23 protein-coding genes and 1 pseudogene are annotated in these 18,103 nt (G+C 33.3%); 16 read left to right on the top strand and 8 right to left on the bottom strand.

Going from position 1 to position 18,103, the window contains the following annotated elements:
- Positions 1 to 877: 877 nt before the first annotated feature.
- Positions 878 to 1,645: an alpha/beta fold hydrolase gene (locus tag ACIPKN_RS04305; RefSeq protein WP_400933701.1), complete on the top strand. Its 768-nt coding sequence runs from the start codon at positions 878 to 880 to the stop codon at positions 1,643 to 1,645.
- Between the two features lie 49 nt (positions 1,646 to 1,694).
- A complete protein-coding gene (locus ACIPKN_RS04300; protein WP_400933700.1) occupies positions 1,695 to 1,907 on the top strand; it encodes a hypothetical protein in 213 nt (70 codons plus the stop codon).
- A gap of 397 nt (positions 1,908 to 2,304) precedes the next feature.
- Here the strand turns inward: ACIPKN_RS04300 and ACIPKN_RS04295 are convergent, their stop codons facing one another.
- Together ACIPKN_RS04295 and ACIPKN_RS04290 are read right to left on the bottom strand one after the other, a co-directional pair.
- Positions 2,305 to 2,754 carry a GNAT family N-acetyltransferase gene (locus ACIPKN_RS04295; RefSeq protein WP_400933699.1) on the bottom strand — a complete coding sequence of 150 codons (450 nt, stop codon included), beginning with the start codon at positions 2,752 to 2,754 and terminating at the stop codon, positions 2,305 to 2,307.
- A gap of 731 nt (positions 2,755 to 3,485) precedes the next feature.
- Positions 3,486 to 4,103, bottom strand: a complete 618-nt coding sequence (locus tag ACIPKN_RS04290; RefSeq protein ID WP_400933698.1) for a hypothetical protein — start codon at positions 4,101 to 4,103, stop codon at positions 3,486 to 3,488.
- Between the two features lie 1,073 nt (positions 4,104 to 5,176).
- On the opposite strand from ACIPKN_RS04290, the gene ACIPKN_RS04285 reads away from it, so the two are divergent.
- The 5 genes and pseudogenes from ACIPKN_RS04285 to ACIPKN_RS04265 form a co-directional block, all read left to right on the top strand.
- Positions 5,177 to 5,974 (top strand): retropepsin-like aspartic protease, encoded by a 798-nt coding sequence (locus tag ACIPKN_RS04285; protein WP_400933696.1) that lies wholly within the window; start codon positions 5,177 to 5,179, stop codon positions 5,972 to 5,974.
- Positions 5,971 to 6,324: a hypothetical protein gene (locus tag ACIPKN_RS04280; RefSeq protein ID WP_400933694.1), complete on the top strand. Its 354-nt coding sequence runs from the start codon at positions 5,971 to 5,973 to the stop codon at positions 6,322 to 6,324. Before ACIPKN_RS04285 ends, ACIPKN_RS04280 begins: the two co-directional genes overlap by 4 nt.
- Before the next feature lie 89 nt (positions 6,325 to 6,413).
- The gene (locus tag ACIPKN_RS04275) at positions 6,414 to 7,127 is read left to right on the top strand and encodes a DUF2278 family protein (protein WP_400933692.1); all 714 of its coding nucleotides are present in this window, start codon (positions 6,414 to 6,416) and stop codon (positions 7,125 to 7,127) included.
- Between the two features lie 377 nt (positions 7,128 to 7,504).
- On the top strand, positions 7,505 to 7,936 hold the full coding sequence (locus ACIPKN_RS04270; protein WP_400933690.1) for an SAM-dependent methyltransferase: 432 nt from the start codon (positions 7,505 to 7,507) through the stop codon (positions 7,934 to 7,936).
- Between the two features lie 15 nt (positions 7,937 to 7,951).
- Positions 7,952 to 8,182: pseudogene (locus ACIPKN_RS04265) on the top strand (class I SAM-dependent methyltransferase); the annotation flags it as partial.
- A 379-nt stretch (positions 8,183 to 8,561) separates the two neighbouring features.
- Here ACIPKN_RS04265 and ACIPKN_RS04260 read toward each other — a convergent pair.
- The gene (locus ACIPKN_RS04260; protein WP_400934053.1) at positions 8,562 to 8,771 is read right to left on the bottom strand and encodes an excalibur calcium-binding domain-containing protein; all 210 of its coding nucleotides are present in this window, start codon (positions 8,769 to 8,771) and stop codon (positions 8,562 to 8,564) included.
- 701 nt (positions 8,772 to 9,472) lie between these two features.
- Complete coding sequence (locus ACIPKN_RS04255; RefSeq protein WP_400933688.1) at positions 9,473 to 9,748, bottom strand: hypothetical protein; 276 nt, start codon at positions 9,746 to 9,748, stop codon at positions 9,473 to 9,475.
- Between the two features lie 687 nt (positions 9,749 to 10,435).
- Between ACIPKN_RS04255 and ACIPKN_RS04250 the strand changes: the two genes are divergently transcribed.
- The 3 genes from ACIPKN_RS04250 (at position 10,436) to ACIPKN_RS04240 (ending at position 12,610) form a co-directional block, all read left to right on the top strand.
- Positions 10,436 to 11,737 (top strand): MFS transporter, encoded by a 1,302-nt coding sequence (locus tag ACIPKN_RS04250; RefSeq protein ID WP_400933686.1) that lies wholly within the window; start codon positions 10,436 to 10,438, stop codon positions 11,735 to 11,737.
- Positions 11,738 to 11,850: 113 nt separating this feature from the next.
- Positions 11,851 to 12,084 carry a DUF3953 domain-containing protein gene (locus tag ACIPKN_RS04245; RefSeq protein WP_400933684.1) on the top strand — a complete coding sequence of 78 codons (234 nt, stop codon included), beginning with the start codon at positions 11,851 to 11,853 and terminating at the stop codon, positions 12,082 to 12,084.
- 268 nt (positions 12,085 to 12,352) lie between these two features.
- A complete protein-coding gene (locus ACIPKN_RS04240) occupies positions 12,353 to 12,610 on the top strand; it encodes a YjcQ family protein (protein ID WP_142511061.1) in 258 nt (85 codons plus the stop codon).
- Between the two features lie 63 nt (positions 12,611 to 12,673).
- Here the strand turns inward: ACIPKN_RS04240 and ACIPKN_RS04235 are convergent, their stop codons facing one another.
- A complete protein-coding gene (locus ACIPKN_RS04235) occupies positions 12,674 to 12,997 on the bottom strand; it encodes a hypothetical protein (RefSeq protein ID WP_400933682.1) in 324 nt (107 codons plus the stop codon).
- Positions 12,998 to 13,211: 214 nt separating this feature from the next.
- On the opposite strand from ACIPKN_RS04235, the gene ACIPKN_RS04230 reads away from it, so the two are divergent.
- Positions 13,212 to 14,072 carry a hypothetical protein gene (locus tag ACIPKN_RS04230; RefSeq protein WP_400933680.1) on the top strand — a complete coding sequence of 287 codons (861 nt, stop codon included), beginning with the start codon at positions 13,212 to 13,214 and terminating at the stop codon, positions 14,070 to 14,072.
- 170 nt (positions 14,073 to 14,242) lie between these two features.
- Here ACIPKN_RS04230 and ACIPKN_RS04225 read toward each other — a convergent pair whose 3' ends face one another.
- Both ACIPKN_RS04225 and ACIPKN_RS04220 read right to left on the bottom strand, forming a co-directional pair.
- The gene (locus ACIPKN_RS04225) at positions 14,243 to 14,500 is read right to left on the bottom strand and encodes an IS3 family transposase (protein ID WP_400933678.1); all 258 of its coding nucleotides are present in this window, start codon (positions 14,498 to 14,500) and stop codon (positions 14,243 to 14,245) included.
- A 236-nt stretch (positions 14,501 to 14,736) separates the two neighbouring features.
- Positions 14,737 to 15,084, bottom strand: coding sequence for an IS3 family transposase (locus ACIPKN_RS04220; RefSeq protein ID WP_400933676.1), 348 nt, complete (start codon positions 15,082 to 15,084; stop codon positions 14,737 to 14,739).
- Positions 15,085 to 15,182: 98 nt separating this feature from the next.
- Between ACIPKN_RS04220 and ACIPKN_RS04215 the strand changes: the two genes are divergently transcribed.
- From ACIPKN_RS04215 to ACIPKN_RS04195, 5 genes are all read left to right on the top strand, one after another.
- The gene (locus ACIPKN_RS04215; protein ID WP_400933674.1) at positions 15,183 to 15,332 is read left to right on the top strand and encodes a hypothetical protein; all 150 of its coding nucleotides are present in this window, start codon (positions 15,183 to 15,185) and stop codon (positions 15,330 to 15,332) included.
- Between the two features lie 82 nt (positions 15,333 to 15,414).
- Complete coding sequence (locus ACIPKN_RS04210; protein ID WP_400933672.1) at positions 15,415 to 15,627, top strand: hypothetical protein; 213 nt, start codon at positions 15,415 to 15,417, stop codon at positions 15,625 to 15,627.
- 257 nt (positions 15,628 to 15,884) lie between these two features.
- Positions 15,885 to 16,196 (top strand): hypothetical protein, encoded by a 312-nt coding sequence (locus ACIPKN_RS04205; protein ID WP_400933670.1) that lies wholly within the window; start codon positions 15,885 to 15,887, stop codon positions 16,194 to 16,196.
- A gap of 202 nt (positions 16,197 to 16,398) precedes the next feature.
- Positions 16,399 to 16,569: a M15 family metallopeptidase gene (locus ACIPKN_RS04200; protein WP_400933668.1), complete on the top strand. Its 171-nt coding sequence runs from the start codon at positions 16,399 to 16,401 to the stop codon at positions 16,567 to 16,569.
- A gap of 379 nt (positions 16,570 to 16,948) precedes the next feature.
- The gene (locus ACIPKN_RS04195) at positions 16,949 to 17,422 is read left to right on the top strand and encodes a hypothetical protein (protein ID WP_400933666.1); all 474 of its coding nucleotides are present in this window, start codon (positions 16,949 to 16,951) and stop codon (positions 17,420 to 17,422) included.
- Between the two features lie 131 nt (positions 17,423 to 17,553).
- Here ACIPKN_RS04195 and ACIPKN_RS04190 read toward each other — a convergent pair whose 3' ends face one another.
- Positions 17,554 to 18,009 carry a hypothetical protein gene (locus ACIPKN_RS04190; RefSeq protein ID WP_400933664.1) on the bottom strand — a complete coding sequence of 152 codons (456 nt, stop codon included), beginning with the start codon at positions 18,007 to 18,009 and terminating at the stop codon, positions 17,554 to 17,556.
- Between the last annotated feature and the right edge of the window lie 94 nt (positions 18,010 to 18,103).

Here is an 18,103-nt window from a genome sequence, read left to right as displayed (position 1 = left end):
AACGGCTTGAGCTTTGAAATCTAAAGGGCTTAGGTCGTTTAATCGTTTCTGGTAGCGGTAGTGATTAAAAAAATGTGTATAGTCATCAATCAGAATATGGCTGCTCGCCGTAGGTATCGCCTATAAGCAAACACTAATCATGAAAAATGTCCTTTCTAAATATTTTTTGGATTAATTACTACAATGGAAAATACAATAATGGATGCAGTTATGGCACTATCTGGATTTCTTTAATGTTGGATAGAGTCACGCACACTCATTTGCGGGCTAGTTCTTTACAATTGTTGGGGCAAGTCTTGCTCCTACAAGGGCAAGGGGAGAAGACAAATTGGACATGGTGCTGAATAAGCACCTACAGTAACAGGAAATACATTTGGTTCTTCATCAGATGGAAAAGAAACTTCGAAAAAAGATGGTAACGGTAATAGCATTTTGATAAACTTGGAAAACAAAGTGAAAAATCCTCTCGTGGTTTGTCTGGACAACAATTACAATACGTGAGTTTTCGCTTTTTTTTTTATAGTAAAATGTAAAATTATTGAATTAAAGAAAATCAACCACATGTTTTGGTGGAGAGCCAATAATAAGTTATTTAAAAGAGAGAAAAAGCCTAGTTTTTTTTGCCATTAACTTTTCCTTGTCAAAACACAAACATAATCATACAAGGAAAAGGTCTAATTTTCTGTAAGAATTTAGGCTTAAAGCATTACCCGAAATTAAGCATAGTGGCGTTAATTATACGTGATAAGGAATAGGAGTTGAAAGTTACGTTGTTCATGACTCGGAGTTTGGAAGGATGAAAAATCATTTGGGAATCTAAAAATTATTATGGAAATATAAGTAATTTAAAGCTTATAATTGGAATAGGTGATAAAAAGTGAATAAACATAATAAAAAGATAATCAATATCGCTGATAATCGTAGTCTATATACAAAATATCAACGTACCAGTGCTCCGAGTGTCATCTTTATAGCTGGATTAGGCGATAACTTTGAGACATGGAAAAAGGTTCAAGACCTAATATCGGATGTTACGTCAACTTTGTCCTACACGAGAGCAAGTATTGGTAGAAGTTCAGTCGCAGCTGTCCCGCAGACTTGTCATGATTTGGTCGAAGAGCTTTCAGAATTGTTGCAAGAACTTGATGTAAAGAAGCCATATATACTAGTAGGGCATTCTTTTGGTGGTTTGATTGCAAGATTGTATGCCAGTCTTTATCCACTCGACATCTGCGGCATGATTTTGGTTGACGCTGCACCGGAATTTAAAGAACTTGCTTATGAACAGGTTTTGCCGGAAAATTTGGTTGCAGGAAATAGAGAATATTTAAAAAACCCTTCGTTGAATAGTGAAAATATTGATAAAATGCAGAGCTATAAGCAAATAGTGGATCATACAAGACAAATTGACCTTCCTCTCACAATTATTGCAAGAGGTTTACTTGATAGTGGAGAAGAGGGATGGCCATCTCAAAAGATATTGGAAATTGAACAAAATCTCCAAGCAGAATTCCAAAAGCTGTCAACGTCAAGCAAGTTTCGAATTGCTAGTCATAGTGGACATTATATACATCATGATGAGCCAGAGATTGTGATTGAGGAGATTATACTTATGTTAAAGGAAATCGAAAAATTACTTAATTGAAAAAAGATGAGTGATCTTTTTTTGGAATCTTTGATGGGGAATTTCTTGGATGCTTAAAGTATTATCTTCTTTTAGCTTCATTTTAGTATTATTAGTAGGTTGCGATAGTGAAAAGAAGTTCACGTTAAATGATATACAAAAAGTTAAGTTAGAGCTAATTGAAAAGGAAACTCTAAAAGAAGGAATATCATATTCCATAAAATTGATAAATGATAGTGATTACGTTTCTTTCATGATGAAGGAAGGGGGAAAATGCTTATAAAGGTAATGAATATAAGGTTGAAGCTAAAGGAAACAAATTAGATATTCAACCAGGGGAAAAGGTTACTTTAAATGTCTTTATGCCGTTTGAAGGTATGGGGGATAAATCTTTGTTAGGGATTGATAATCCTATTATCCAATTAAAAGGTTTTATGGAAGTAGTCGACGATAAACATCAGTTTACTTCTGGAGGGGGCTTGATCAAGGATTGAAGCCAATTTTTATATAGTGGTATTGCGCAGGGAGGTCATCGGGCAGATGACATTAGTTGACCTGTTAAAACAGGTACGTTTCCTCAAGCCAGAGCGATTAAAAATCACATAAATGGCAAATCCTATACCTTCCTAAAATTTAAAAACTAAGATAGCTTAAATGCTGTCTTGGTTTTTACTTCTTATTTAATTAAAAACACTTACTTTCATTAAAGGCAGATGACGGTTAGGAAACACAGTAGATGGAGTAAAGCCAATATTCTTCGCGCCCATTTTTAAATAAAAACCTTCCGCGTTAGGTTCACTATCAAGAGTAAACTCGCTTATTCCTAACTCCTTCGCTTTAGTTAATAAATGGTCCCATATCATTCTCCCTAATCCTTTACCGATATAATCAGGGTCTATGAATAAAGCATCTAATTTCTGTTCATTAATAGTAAAGCTATAAAATGCTACTATTTTATTGTCACTTTCCATTACGTAAACTGGATTTTCTTCTATGTACTCTTTTGTTACAGTTAAATCATCTTTACACTGTTGTAGAAAATCTTCTGTATATCCCCAATAGGCTTTTGACTTATAAGCCAAATTGCTTAATAGATGACAATCTAGAACTTTTGCACTTCTAATTAACATTATAATTCCTCCGATTCATCATTTTTATGGAAACATTGAACTTATAGCCCGTTTTATTCATTTATTACCATAATGTTAAAGTTGTAAATATTAAGAGTAAAGCGACTTATAGACAATTAAGGAGCTTCGGTAAAGAGAAAATTAGTAATTGCATATGGGCGAAGTGAAAATGTGAAAGACTTAGTTCAGTATAATTATTGATTTTTTCGGGGTTTTATAAAGTATGAAATGAACATTACAGAAAGCCCTATAGAAATGTATAGTAGTGCAACAGATTTATTTGAAATTAATGAACTGTATCCGAAGGAACCAGATAATCTGCTCCACCCGTGTGAAAATAAAATGATGCCTAAAATTAATAGGATATACCCAAGTGTCGAATGTGTTTTCATCGGCATAGCAACTCCTAATATTTAGATTAATAACTTATAAAAGGATAACATAATTAGTAGATATTAGAAAATATGGATTGCATCAATTATTGCACGATATGAGGGAAGAAACTATAAAAAGGGTCACTTGGGATAGGAGTGACCCTTAGTAACAAGATTCGGAGGTGTAAGGCTAAATTAGCTTTACATTACTATTAATATGACAAAATAGTTTTTTTGTATAGTTCATAGCCTGTAAAATAGATTTTTAAAAAATTATAGGGTTAGGTGGAACGCACAGACACACCAATTCGATTTAGTGCTAAAAAATATCTTCTGATATAAGGGGCTCGAATTTGATTAAATTTTATTCCAAATAATCATAAATTGTGCTGCTTCGGATTCAAGTGCAATTAGATGGTCCTCAGTAGAGGGTTCATCTGAAATTAACCTACCTTTTTGGACATTTAAAATTGCCGGCTTTATATCAGGAGAATGCTCAATGGTGAAATCGGATTGTTTTAATAGTGTCAAAGATGAGCGGCATTTATTTTTATCAATTCGTTCGTCTTTCCCTTTGAAATATAACTTGATTAAGTGTGGAACACCATCAATCTTTAATCCTAGTTCTGGCGATGAACGGACAGTTAAATATTCGCTATACCAATTGGATTTGCCTGGGTCAAACCATTCAATTTCTTTATTTTTAATAAATTTTAAATGTGCTTTGACTGCTTCCAGGTAATTTTTTTGTTTAGCTTGAGCAACTTTGTTAGCTACAGAAAGCAGGTAATCGTTACTAAATTCGTTCTCATGAAATTTTCGGATACCATCCCGTAACGGTTTCCAGTAATCAAAAGCGGGATTGTATTCATCTTGATATTTTATTTGTCTAACCATTGAAGTTTTACCTGTAACGCCTTTGAAAGTAAAGTCTGTAAATTGTGTAAGACCGATAGAAACTTTTTTTGAAGACACTAATAACAGCTCCTTTATTTGTCAATATTCCGCGAAATACTTTAGATAATTTTCAGGAGGTTGTAACATGAATCAATTACAAACATTCGGCCATGACAACGGCGTGTATTAACGACTAACAAGCATTGCAAGACAATCTACGAAGCTATCGGAGCAAGGGAAACAAATGTGGTTTTGAAAAATTATGATGTAGCCATTAAAAGAGCATACGATATTATTCAAAGTTTAGAACATAGAAGTGGATAGTATTAATAATGGACTGCAACAGGTAGAGGTGCCAAATGTTCAAAAAAGTTGCCGTTGCATGAACGCTTGGTAGTAGCGGATAAGTGATGATTCAGAGGCTGAAACGGTTAGTGAATGATCTTTATATGTCAGATGATGGCGGGGATCAAAAACATAAAGGATTTTGTGTAATAGGTGAGTCACTCATTATAGTTATTGGTATATCAGTAATTATTGCATGCTGGTAATTAAAAAGCTGCCTAACAGTTACCTGTTAAACAGCACATGGATATTGTTAATATAAAACAAAAAACGGGAAAAATCAACAATTTTTTTAGATGTTTTTGAAGTAAATTACTCTTGTAAAGTAGTTTGCAAATGGTTGGTTTTAGGTCATCACTTTTTGATTATTAAGTTCGAAGGAGTGATATTGGTTTGGAAATTATATAAAGGGTCACTTGGGATAGGAGTGACCCTTAGTAAGATTCGGAGGTGTAAGGCTAAATTAGCTTTACATTACTATTTGTAAAGTTAATAGCCTGAGAAATAGTAAAAAATAAAAAGCTGTAGTGGTCACACGCTACCGTTCTGTATGGGTTTTACCACTTATTATAAGTTTTAGTTGTGTAAGCAATTAGTAAACATATGAAGCTTTCCAGTACAACGATATTTAGAGTCGGATACAAAATTTTGAATCAGGTGTGGAAGTAGTCGAAAGGCTGCTTCTTTTTAGTTTTTCGAAAAGAATGGATACTTCAACTAGCGATGAAGTTTAGTTGAAGTAGAAGGATTTATTGGAAGTTTATAGAAGTAATAAGGAAAAATAAATTATTTGTGGGAGGGATAAATTGAAAGTTATAGACAAAATGGAGATGTTTGATTTTACAACATTAGAAATGAATGATGAAGAAAAAGAATTTGCCTCTGCTTTAACATTCATTACAGAAGGAAAAGAATGTTTGGCTACAGAAATTTTAAAGAATCTGTATTGTGAGTCTCATGATCTTTCATTGCGAAGTAGCTGTGCCAAGATTTTATTTGAGCTATATTTTACGAAATCCGAATGGAAACAATTAGAGATACTCGGCCTTCTTGATAATCAAAGCATTGATCAAAGCAATCGTTTAATTGCGAAAGCTTGCAGCAAGTCTGAACAAACAGCGTTCTCCTTCTTAAACGATGAAATACGTATTCCAATGAAACTAAGCATCTCTGGCTCTCCAACGGTTGATGTAATGATTAATGGAAGTAAGAAAAGCTTTTGGTTAGATACTGGAGCAGGGATGACGGTCATCTCAAATGCTTTAGTAAGTGACTGTAACATTAACATTGTGAAAGAACAAGAATTGGAGGTTGGAAATTCAACAAACCAAAATTTTAGTGCCGATTTGGCCATCATCGACTCCGTTATCATACAGGGTCTAACGATTTTTAATCAGCCTACATTGGTGTTGGCGAATGATTTATTAATGATTAAAAACCCTAAAACGGAAGAAATAATGCAGGTAGACGGTATTATCGGATGGGATATCATACAACATATTTTACTGGAAATCGACTATGGACGAAAACAGGTAATAATTCAGAAACCGCAACGAAAAGATGATGTGGAGAACAACCTTTTCTTTTGTGGGTACCGATTTTGAAAGTGAAAGGTCAGAATCAAGTTCCGTTGTATTTCGGTTTGGATACAGGTGCAAATAAAACTCATTTTGGACAACCGCTCCTATCGAAAATTGTTGATCTTAAAATGGCAAAAAGAATGATACATTCTGGAGGCTTAGGTGATGTAAAAGAAAGAGAATTAGACAGTATAGAAAGTTTAATTGTTAATTTGAATGACAATCAATCGATCAGCTTACACAACGTGAGAGAGATGTTGACAGGCCTTGCTACTTTTTTCAAGCTAGATGGTGTTTTTGGTAGTGATATTGCTAAGGATGGGCGTATGGTGATTGATTATACGAATAGAAAGTTTGAGCTTGTATTTAACTAATGATGCTTCCAAGAGTCAAGCAATTATTACGATGTACTTAATCTTGGTATAAAGTTTTATTAGCATAACTTTATAGGAGGTAATAGTTCATGCCCTTATTCAAATACGGAGTGCTAAAAGGTAAAGTTGTTGACGTTAGACCTGTGGATTCATATGATAAGACGCCTCATTACGAAGTGCATATTCGAGCAACAAAGAAGGATAAAAGTGAGGAGAATTATAGGATTGCGATCAATGTTGCCTCTAAGGTAAAGCCTTCAGAAGTCCTATATTTTGTTAGTGAAGATTTTAACTCTAAACAAATAACTATTATTCCAAATTACGAAGAAGGATTTACAGAAGTTACTAATGAAAATCGTGAAATTGCATTAGATTATATTCGTGGTGGCTTATTTGATCCCAAAAAAATGATTCCTCTCCCTGCAACAAAAAATGGTCCAGACAATGACTTGAATGAAAAAGTTAATAAATATATGCAAGCGGCTATGGCTAAAAAAGCGACAGTTTATGCTTACGGAGAAAAATTTAAAACTGAAGATGAAAAAGATAAATATTTCGGTTTTTCTCCAGGTAGAGGCATTCATGATATTCATATGAATCAAGGAAATAGTAGGGATTTTAGAAAAGACGATGGGATATGGCAAGATGGTGGTGTATTCATTCATTTTGAAAAAGAAAACAGATGGGTTGGTATATTCCTCGCATTCCAATCGCAGTCTTGGTGTACAGATGACAATGGACATGCAACTAAGCCAGTTAGTGTATGCAACCATACAAATAGAAAATCAGTCATAGAAATGTAAAAAATCTAATTGAGTATAAACGGTATTACATCATTTTAGGTTACTTAATAGAATAGCAACATTGATATACCAATGTTTGTAGAGGATAAATGAAGCTGATTTTGCAATTGAGCAAGCAAACAGCAACATTTATCCTATTTTTGTTCCAAAATTTAGTTTTTTGAGAAGTAAACAGATAAATTTTAAGAATATCGAATTAACTCTAATGAACATAAACTACTTATAGAATCATGAAATCGTCACTGAACGAATATGCTAAAGGCTTATACAAGAATTTCATTTCGAATAAAAAGGCATTAATATTATAATGTGGAGAAATGGAAATCGGTATGCAACAAAACGTTCATTTTATTGAAAACACAAGGAGGTCAAGATAAATGAAAATTACCATGCGATATGGGGTTGACGCTCCATTTTGGGTTGCCAATTTAATTATTATCGAGCTGATATTTACGTTATCGGGTGTGTTTGGTTCAGCCAATGGATTTGTATTGGGCTATGGTTTGATTTGTCTTGTGACGGGCCTTTGGATGTTTACATACTCAACAACAATCAAAATCGCACACAGAGAAGTGATTTTGAGTCTTGCACAAGCTAAATCAGGTGATGAACTTCTTGATGTGGGTACAGGTCGTGGACTTTTAGCTATTTCCGCATCTCAAAGGGGTTGTAAGGTGACAGCCGTTGATGTTTGGTCAAAATGGGATTTGGGAGGGAATGGGAAAGCTAAACTACGAGCTAATATGATTGCTGAAAGTGTGGCAGAAATCGACATCGTGGATGCTGACGCCCGGGAACTTCCAATTTAGTATGGTAGTTTCGATGTTGTTGTCTCAAACTTCGTAGTCCATAACATTAAAAGTGTAGAAGGAAGAAGGAAGGCAATTCTTGAAATGTGGCGAGTTTTAAGGCCAAATGGTCGATTAGTCATTTCTGATTTCAGTAAAACTGCTGAATACATTCATATATTGAATTCAGTCTCCAATCGCGTTGAAATAAAGCAATTTTTTTATACATTTCCGTTTTCTAAAGCTGTTGTTGTGCAAAAGATTTAAGAAATCAATATACAGAAAAGATGATTATCAGTTTTCTTTTAACGAGTTGGATATTAAATTGGTTTAAGTTTGACGAATTGTTTATTCAAGCGCTTAAGGAAATATTTAATAAAAAGGTGACGATTGCTAGTTATTATTTTATATTTTTTAGTATTGGGGCAATTGGAGACTTAGTCTTATTTTTTAACGGAAATTATATTACCAATTTACTCAGCTAACGATCAGATTGCGGAATAATGACACATTAAAAGCACAGAACTCTCTGTGCTTTTTAACCTTCAATCTCATAATAATGAAGAGAATTCTATTAATGTTTTGAGGATTGATCATCAAGTAGGGCAATGAATTTAAGATATTCACCTTAACAGAATTACAAACTTTATCTCTCGCAAGCAATACCATCTTTGTCACGATCTTTCGAAGCATTTGCTTTATATAGTTCAGCTGATACAAAAGGTGCGTATTTTGTTTTTCCACCTTTATTTTTTACATTGGCATCTTTAGCAACGCCACCTTTGTAGTCCTTATTTAACTCTTTACAATTTTTGTATGTTTTCGCTGCAGCCTCTGTTGGTGTTGGGATACTCATTGTTCCGCCGATTAATAATGCACCTGCGATAATTGAAGTAGCTAATTTTTTCATAAATGTTCCTCCTAAAATTATTTTTATTGTTTGATAATGAAATACATACTAACAATAGTGATTTAAGTGGATTTTCCTTTGTTATTGTTAATTGATGTCAAACAATAGGATTAATGACCTTGAGTAAATAATACTATTACTTTCGTGAGAAAACAATCCATTATTTCTTTATATTTACAATAATGTGCCGATTGGATAAAGCATGGGCAGAAATATTGTAATATTGTAATGCTGTAGGTAAACGACTACAAGGGTTTGTCAATCACCGAGAAGAAGCGGTTATTCAGTATTTGTAGATGGAAAAAAAACACAGATGTTCCGTACACAAAGCGGGGATTATGGTAGCCGTGAAGCAATAATTGCTGCTATGAATGCAACTATCCAACAATGATACTTATCCTATGCAGAGCCAGTAAAGGCAAATTCAAATATGTCGTTTTATTAAATAGGTGGAGCAACACCTTACCTGAAGCTAAAATGATTGTTCAACGCGCTATTTTAGCAGGTAAATTAAGTTATGTTACAATTCGTGGTACCACCAAATAAATTGTCAAAGACCAAGATAAGCTTAATTGCTATCTTGGTCAATTTCTAAGTTATGATTAAAAATTCACATAACAACCTTCATCTCTTTCTGGGTCAAAATATCAGAATTCTCTTATCCCGCGTTTTTCTTGTAAGTATTCTTTTAATATCTCTATATCTTTTCCGAAAGTTTCGAATGGGTTACTATAAAAACTTATTAATTCTGGACTATAATCAGGTATAGACGCAGTTAATATTTCTTTATCATCGTAGTGAAAATCGACATACCACCCTCTATAACAAATCAAATAAGTTCCATCGTCTTTTAGCCCGCATTTGTCTTCATAAGGAACGATGTTAACATTACATATTTTGTTATTTATTAAAAATGAATCCATGTTGCTGATACTCCTTTGAGAAACTTTGTATACATTGCAATTTAATGAAAATTTCTGATTAGGTATTAATAATTATTCCACACTAGAGACCATATTACTTTTACAGAATCTGGAGTAACCGTGGCTATTAACTTAATCTTGACTAGCTACTAGAAGATCTAATACATTTCTATCTAATATGGTCGATTTAGATTTTCTGTACTTCCTAGTTTTTTAACAGTAACAATACAATCAGCTGTTAAATTAGTATTTTCGATGTGAGCAGTTATAGTAACTACGTAATTGTATTATGGAGTCTAATCAAATGTCTTTAGAACGAATAGCAATCCCTTTATAAGATTAAAGTGATTGCTATCCGCCTTGATAAAACTTAATATTTCAAATTGTTTGAAAATGATTCGATAAAATGTATAATTATTTAAAGGGGAGGTAATAAATACCGTATAAATTGTTTTGGTGTTGTTAGTTTCCAAATAAATTAATAATTATCATTCGGTGTTAAACAAGTAGGAGATGTTCAATCTTCAAAACAATGTTCCACCTCTATGATATTACCTCTACTTGAAATTCTAAACTAGAAAACAATACTGTTATACCTTTTTTTGCCAAAACATTCTATGCAGTATCTTCATTTTGCTTGTAGATAATTCTTTCAAAACAATATAGGGATGCGGAAGGAGATATGTGATGGAAAAAAACTCAAATCTATGGAAAATTGTATTTGTAGCTAGTTTTATAGGTTTAACAGTTGATGGTATGGATATCCAAATGTTGTCATTGGTTATGCCGAGCCTAATGGACGAATTCGTCTTAGATACGAAGGCTGCTGGTTGGATCAGTACATTCTCGCTATTAGGGATGGCACTTGGTGGAATTCTAGGCGGTTGGTTATCTGATCGCTTTGGCCGTGTTAAAATGATGACCTATATGATGATATTATTCTCAGTTGGAACAGCTCTCTTAGCTTTTGTACAAACATATGAACAATTTATTATTGTTCGTTTCATATCAGCAATTGGTATGGGAGCTGAATATTCATTAGCCACAATGCTAATGGCTGAATATGTAAAAGTTAAAAATAGAGCAACTATTATGGGCGTATTAGGCTCTTCCTATTCATTAGGATATTTAGTCGCGGTTTTATTAGCGGGCGCGATACTACCTGAATATGGTTGGAGACCATTATTCTTACTATCAATCTTCCCGGTTGTTGTGGCGATCTATATTCGAGTAAAAGTACCTGAACCTACTGGCTGGAGATTGGCTAAAAAACAAGCTAAGACATCAAAAGTAAAGAAATCAAATGAATGGCTTGCGTTGTTTAGGGATAAGAAAGTTTTTACAATTTTTCTATTTTGGATATTAACTTCTTCCTTATTGCAATTCGGATATTACGGAGTAGGTACTTGGTTACCGACGTATATAGTTAAAGAATTAGGCTTTAATTTCAAAGAAATGACAGGATATTTAATTGGAACATATACAGCATCGATTCTCGGTAAAGCACTTGCTGGTTGGGTTGCCAATGTAATTGGTCGTCGTTGGGTTTTCGTGATCGCAGGATTATCTACAGCGGTCATGCTACCAGTCATATATTTTTATCAATCACCTGGAAACATCATTGTTTTAATGACTGTTCTAGGTTTCGTATATGGAGCGCCATATGGTGTAAATGCTACTTATTTAAGTGAAAGCTTCCCGACTCCTTTTAGAGGAACCGCTGTAGGTGCGGCTTATAATACGGGAAGAATCGGTGCCGCTATAGCTCCAATCCTTATTGGAATTATCGCTACTTCACAATCCATAGGATTTGGACTAGCTGTGTTAGGTATTTCTTATGCATTCATGGGGTTAATTCCTGCACTATTCATTAAAGAGAAAATGTATGATACTTTTGAAAACGATACTAAAGGAGAAATGTTAGAAAAAGAGGGGGAGGTAGGGGAAGAAGAAGTTCTAGGAAAAGAGGTTCTAGTGCAAAAATCTTAAGACCACTGCCGCCAATGTTAACAAGGGATGAATTTAATAGATACAGTCATTTCCATAACCTCTTTTATATTGTATGATAAATAAAAGATGGAATTTAAGAGGGGTGGGATATTATGCTAAAAATTTTGCAAATTGTTTTTGCAATCATAGGAATATCTCTCTCAGCTTATGAACTTATCACACGTGATTACCAGCTGAATTACCTAATGATATTCTTCTTAGGTTTATTTGTTCTAACTTTAGGAATTAAAGAATTTCAAAGAAAAAGAAAAGCTTATGGTTGGTTAATGATTGCGCTATTTTTATTTTCAGTATATGTGTCAATTCAAAGTTTCATATGGATCTAAATAAAGGAGTGGTGTCCACTCTCCATAATTCAGTCAAACTACTACAAGTGCACGGAATGCACTATAAACTAAAATACAATTTGCTTTACGATATAACGTAGTGTAGCTCTACCACGATTTCACAGATGAGCTAACTAAAAAATTAAATATTTTACCGCATCAGACGAGCCTTACATCTAGCACTGTAAGGCTTTTTTATTATGGAGTCATTATGTGACAAATGTTACCTTTTAATCTATATTATTAAATAGATTGGAGGTAGCATTGTTTGGATAAGGGAAAATTAATATTAGATATTCTAGAAGGATTAATTAATCAGGAAGAGCCTAAATTTTATGATTTTGAAATAGAAAAACAAACATTCGGAGAAATCGTTGAAATGATCCAAGAAAAAGGGTTCATTTCTGGTGCGAGCATTTATCGTGAATGTCTAGAGAATAAAGTAATTTCGGTTTCCTTGTATAACGCCAAGGTTGAATTGAAAGGATTAAATTACATAGAAAATAATATTATGAGTCACATCTAACTGTAGTGAACCCCAAAAGATAGATTTTTAGTCTAACTTTTGGGGTGAAGTACAATTGAGTGACTATTTTTTATTTACTGGTACAACTACTGTTACTTTTTCACCAATAAATCTGTTATCTTTTGAAGCACTATCAAAAACAAATTTTAATTCTTTGACACCTTCTAAACCTTCTTTTCCTAAATTAAAAATAACTTCACCTTTTTGTATTACTTTGCTAATAAATTCGGACTCAAAATGAGAAATTTCAACAATTGAATTGATTTGACGTTTTGTATCAGTAGTCATTTTCGCCGAATTTGGATGGAAACTTAAAGTATCATCAGATAAATTTTCTCCTGTTATAGATAGGATAAGTACATTTGTTTCAGCATCTGTTTCAATCATTTTTGGATCACGTGCAACTAGTTTAGCTGTTTTTATTCCATCAATTGAAAATTCAACATCAGCACTTTTGTATTTTTCAGTTAGCTTTTTATTTATCCATACATTAAAAATATTATAAAAACAAGTATGAGAGGTTACTAAATTGGTAGTCTCTTTTTATAATGACAATACTTTCCTTTTAAATTATTATTATATGCAGGAGGGATAGTATTATATGACTAACGATTTTAGTGCAAAGAAATGTTTTATTATTACACCTATAGGAGGTACTGAATCTGAAATTAGAAGGGCAACTGAGGGGCTAATTGAGGCGGTTATTATTCCAACTTTAAATGATTTAGGATTTAAAACAGAAAATATTAGTGTTGCTCATAGAATATCTGAAAGTGGCTCTATTAATAGACAAATAATAAAAAAGATTATTGAAGATGATTTAGCAATTGTTAATTTAACAGGTTTAAATCCAAATGTTATGTATGAACTAGCAGTTAGACATGCAATAGCAAAACCAGTAATAATGTTAGCAGAAGATGGAACAGGATTACCATTTGATATTGTAGATCAAAGAACTATTTTTTATAAGAACGATATGCTTGGGGCTGTGCAACTAAAAGAGGATTTAAAAACATTTGTTCTAGCCGTATTAAAAAATACAAATGTAGAGAACCCTTTAATACAACTAATACAAGAAAACAATGCTTTAAATAATATATCTGGAATTGATAAAGATGCAGCAGAAATAATTCTTGATAGGTTAGATAGAATTGAAAGAACAACGTTTAATAGTAATAAAGAAAGTAAAAACCAAAAGGTGTTAAGGATTGAATTTAAATATAACGGAAAAGAAAGTGAGGAAAGAGTAAGCGATTATATAACAAAATGTTTGTTTAGCGGGACTTTTGGAGATAATGTACATGGTTACTCATTACTTTTTAAAAATAAACAGTCTCAAACTCCTATGGTTATATTAGAGGTTGACTTGCTTAGACCTATTAAAGAAAGGTTTAGGTATATTCTGTTCAGAGAATTTATTGATGATGATATAATTGTTGGTATTGAGAGCATTACATATTGATGGTTATCACAGGGCCGTAAGTGAAAGAGTTTTTACTTACAGTCCAAGAAGTATCATAGTTACAATCTATTTAGGAGAATAATCAGGATTTACGAAGTCACACTCATAATGTAGAGAACCCCAAAAGTTAGACTTTAACCGGAATGGATTTCTCCATTCTGGTTTTTCTTTTATGCAGCCAATCTTTTACGATAGGTGACCGGACTACATCCAAGTTTACTTTTTATTCGCTTGTGATTGTAGTAGTAGATATACCTATCAATCGCTTGTTTTATTTCTTCAAAACTAGTATAGATAGTTCCATAATACATTTCTTGTTTCAGTAGGCCAAAGAAGTTTTCCATTGGCGAATTGTCTAAGCGGTTTCCTTTTCGAGACATGCGTGGGAATATTTTCTTGTTTTTCAGTAGATTTGCGTATTGTTTCATCTGATACGCCATCCCCGATCCGAATGAAAGGTTCGTCGAAAAGGGCAATCTGATGTCCGTTCAATTGCCTCTAGTTGAGCATCATGAATTGCTTGTGCGATCGGTCGTTCAGATAACCGATAGGAAATTATTTCACCATTAAACATATCTAGAAATGCATCTAAATTAGCCATTTTTAATGGTTACTTTTCTGTTTTCTCCAGTAACGAAATACTTGAATTCAGAGGTATCTGTTGTCAATTTTTGATGTGGGATGGATGTATGAAAACGGCCGTGAATACGATTCTTCTCAACTGTTCCAACATTGCCTTTAATGTACTATATTTGCGAGATTTTCTCGTAAATTTCACGCTTTGTAGACCTAGTTTCTGTTTAATACGCTGTATTTTTTTATGATACACAACGATTCCGCGGTTACGCAATTCATCATCTATTCTGCGATAACCGTAATTACCATGATTTTCTTCAAAAATTTCACTAATAATACGCTCAATTTCTTCATCTGAATTTTCTTTATCAAATCGCTTTTGCCAATACATATAAGTCGGTTTAGGGAACTTCGTCGCTTCGAGAAGAATACTCAATTTGAATTCTGCTCGGAGTTCGTGGATGATTCTGGCATCTACTTCTTGAGACGATCCGGGACAGGTAACCCTAAAGCTCGAAGCTTACAGGGGCAAAGGTGATTTTCCTACTTCATAAAGTAGAAGATATAAATACAGATGAAATGAATTATCCAACAGAAAAGTTTATAAGCTTATTTGATTATTTATATTCAAAGCAAGAAGAATTGAATGTTTTATCATGGAGTGAATATTCAAAGATGATTTAAGAGAAACGGGAGCAAAGCTTAGCGTTATTTAAAGAGGAAATCCTTTCTTTTTATAGAATAGTGATGGAAGAGGGTGATTTTATTGTTTGAAAGAGAATTTAAAGCAAAATTAGAAGAAAAAATTAAAGAGTATGAGGAAATAGTTTTTCAAAAGGAGAAGGAAGGTTTATTAAAACCTAGTGCTAGAAAGACTTATCTATTGCACGCAAATAACTTTATTAGATGGTGTAATGGAGAATTCGTACCTGGAGATAGGAATAAGAATAAGAATAAGAATAAGAATAAGAAAAATTAATAATCCCAAACGCTTGCGAATTTGCCTTCCACAATTATCTGTGAAAGGGCTTTTATTTTGTAAAAAGGACGGTGTTCTATGGAACATACACAAAAACTAATGGCTAGTTTTGTAGGTGCTATTTTTGTACCAGTATTTGAATTTTAGTATGGAGAGGGAGAAGTCGTAATGTATACGATGACCGCACTCTTTTTCTTTTTAGTAATGATTGGATTAGTCGAGTTCGTGCAAGTAAGAAAGATAAATGTAACGGGTCATTGTATGGTATCGATGGTTTATCCCGTAGCTTCTTTTTATTACTTCTACCTGCAAGTGGACATTTGTTAGATATGATTTTCGGTGCTCCAAGTGTTGTATTCGGTTTATTAGCAGCTGGTTTGTTGTATCACATTATTCAATCGATTACTGCTAACACTATTCTTACAGGTCGGGGACAATGGGTGCCAGATTGGATTTTAACAAAGTTAACAGATTGGGTACGTAGTGAAATTGAAGGAAACTTGCACGTGCTGAAGAACGAAAAACGAAGAAAGAGGGAGAAGCGTAATGAGTACCATGACGAGACTTAGCCGAGCTTTTAACGCCTGCTCAAACAGCCTGTAGATTACTATTCCAAGAGTGCTATAAAGCAGGCGTTCGTAACATCTTTATTACGGAAACATACCGCGCCAACACTACCTGTATGCACAAGGACGAACACGACCAGGACAAATTGTTACCTGGACATTAAATTGTAACCATAAATCACGTTTAGCTTGGGATATAGCAGTAGTGTCACCTAAATCTTTGTATAACGTAACTACATTAAACAAAGTAGGTGCTATCACAAAGAGACTAGGTGTTACATGGGGTGGAACATGGACGAAGGCAGTTGACCGACCACACTTGAAGTTAAATCGAATTGGACACTTCCAAAAGGTTATAAAATTGAAGGTCAAATAACAGTGCCTACGGACAGCAAGACAAAGGTTCAATTAATTGTTGAAAATAAAATAAAAGATAAGAAGAGGAATCTAAAGATGAAAAACTCATTAACATCAACAGCTAAGCAGGACATGAAAGACTTACTAAAAAAAACACATAAACGAGGTATTTTAAAGGTGGACCACAGTGCATAGAGTAAGCTCAATGTCAGATGGCGAAGTATTAGGATTGCGGATTTCGGATTTCGGTAGTTAAAAGAACTTTATGAGTTATAAAAAGACCAGTATTTCCTAGTAGTTCATATATAGTATGACAACAATCTATGGTATAGTAACTGTGGATTATTGTAATTTATCTAGTACAACCAAACGCTAATTAGGGTAAAGGGGAATTATTTATGGCTTTATTAAAAGATTATTTTAGTCAACCTAGTTGTGAAGTTGAAATAAATTTAAAATTAGTTAATGATGCGAGTATAGAATTCCACATTCATTTCCGCTCTGGTCCTGCTTTTCCAGAGGTGTATACAGAAATCGTTTGCTTAAAGAAAGATTTCTTAAAGTTATTAGATGATTTAAAACAAATCGATATTATGCATCTAAGTATGCTAGAACCTCATGATCCAGGCTTGTGTATTTATCACATTCCTCTATTTGGAAATTATTATTATCCTGGACATGGTTTTCTTCAAGTGCCCGAACATGAAAGGGATGAATGGGAGCCTTATTATAGATTAATTTTTGTGTTAGATGCAGGGGAGAAGAATAATCATAGTGCATCAGAAAGTGGTCCTGCACTATGTCTAAAAGTAAAAATGGAACAAATTAACGAATTTGTAGACAGTTTAAAATCAGAGGTAAATAGTTTTTGAGTTTATGAATAATTTACAGAAGTAAAACACAGAACGTTAATCAAGCCCTGAAAACACAGGTTGAAGAATTACTATTAAGTACCAAAATAAAAATAACTAGGCACTCATATTTTGACTCTGGGCTAAATTTTTCAGATCATGGAATTAATTATCTTCATGATTCCATTTACATTAATCGTTTCATTACTTGCTTTATCTACAATAAATGTGTATTCGAAATTATTCACCACAGTTCTATACGTTATAAAACCATCACTTTTGAAATAAACCATTTCCTGACCATTTCCCAAATGAACTTTCTTTGCATCGTTTGGATATGACATATCATTATCGTTAGGTATGATAGCTAGAGTGTAATGTTTTTTCCCGTTGTTTTCATCTAAATAATATATAGTTAATTGTGAACTCTTTTGGTTAAATGATGCGAAAACATGTGTAAATGAAATTGGAGGAAGTCGAGTAGGTAATGAAATGTCCTTATTAAAAGATGTCTTTCCCTCTTGAATAGCTTTGTTCACCTCAGTATATTCTCCATTTTCTAAATAGATTTTTTCTAAATCAGTCGTAATAGCATATGCATTACTCATATGAAAAGTTAGAATCAAACATAGAAAAAAGCATATTTTTTTCAATTAAAATCTACCTACCTCCGTAAATATATTACTTATTAATTTTCCTAAA

Origin of the sequence: Lysinibacillus sp. NPDC086135 (assembly GCF_044746345.1) — a bacterium.
Classification (GTDB): domain Bacteria; phylum Bacillota; class Bacilli; order Bacillales_A; family Planococcaceae; genus Lysinibacillus.
Note: the sequence above shows the minus strand (reverse complement) of the source record. Positions and strands in the feature narration are given on the sequence as shown.

Bases quoted from the DNA above. Each gene is read 5' to 3' on its own strand.
- ACIPKN_RS04300 (WP_400933700.1), top strand. From the start codon at position 1,695: ATGCTTAAAGTATTATCTTCTTTTAGCTTCATTTTAGTATTATTAGTA.
- ACIPKN_RS04295 (WP_400933699.1), bottom strand. From the start codon at position 2,754: ATGTTAATTAGAAGTGCAAAAGTTCTAGATTGTCATCTATTAAGCAAT.
- ACIPKN_RS04275 (WP_400933692.1), top strand. From the start codon at position 6,414: ATGCCCTTATTCAAATACGGAGTGCTAAAAGGTAAAGTTGTTGACGTT.
- ACIPKN_RS04270 (WP_400933690.1), top strand. From the start codon at position 7,505: ATGAAAATTACCATGCGATATGGGGTTGACGCTCCATTTTGGGTTGCC.
- ACIPKN_RS04260 (WP_400934053.1), bottom strand. From the start codon at position 8,771: ATGAGTATCCCAACACCAACAGAGGCTGCAGCGAAAACATACAAAAAT.
- ACIPKN_RS04255 (WP_400933688.1), bottom strand. From the start codon at position 9,748: ATGGATTCATTTTTAATAAATAACAAAATATGTAATGTTAACATCGTT.
- ACIPKN_RS04250 (WP_400933686.1), top strand. From the start codon at position 10,436: ATGGAAAAAAACTCAAATCTATGGAAAATTGTATTTGTAGCTAGTTTT.
- ACIPKN_RS04245 (WP_400933684.1), top strand. From the start codon at position 11,851: ATGCTAAAAATTTTGCAAATTGTTTTTGCAATCATAGGAATATCTCTC.
- ACIPKN_RS04235 (WP_400933682.1), bottom strand. From the start codon at position 12,997: ATGATTGAAACAGATGCTGAAACAAATGTACTTATCCTATCTATAACA.
- ACIPKN_RS04230 (WP_400933680.1), top strand. From the start codon at position 13,212: ATGACTAACGATTTTAGTGCAAAGAAATGTTTTATTATTACACCTATA.
- ACIPKN_RS04225 (WP_400933678.1), bottom strand. From the start codon at position 14,500: ATGAAACAATACGCAAATCTACTGAAAAACAAGAAAATATTCCCACGC.
- ACIPKN_RS04195 (WP_400933666.1), top strand. From the start codon at position 16,949: ATGGCTTTATTAAAAGATTATTTTAGTCAACCTAGTTGTGAAGTTGAA.
- ACIPKN_RS04190 (WP_400933664.1), bottom strand. From the start codon at position 18,009: ATGAGTAATGCATATGCTATTACGACTGATTTAGAAAAAATCTATTTA.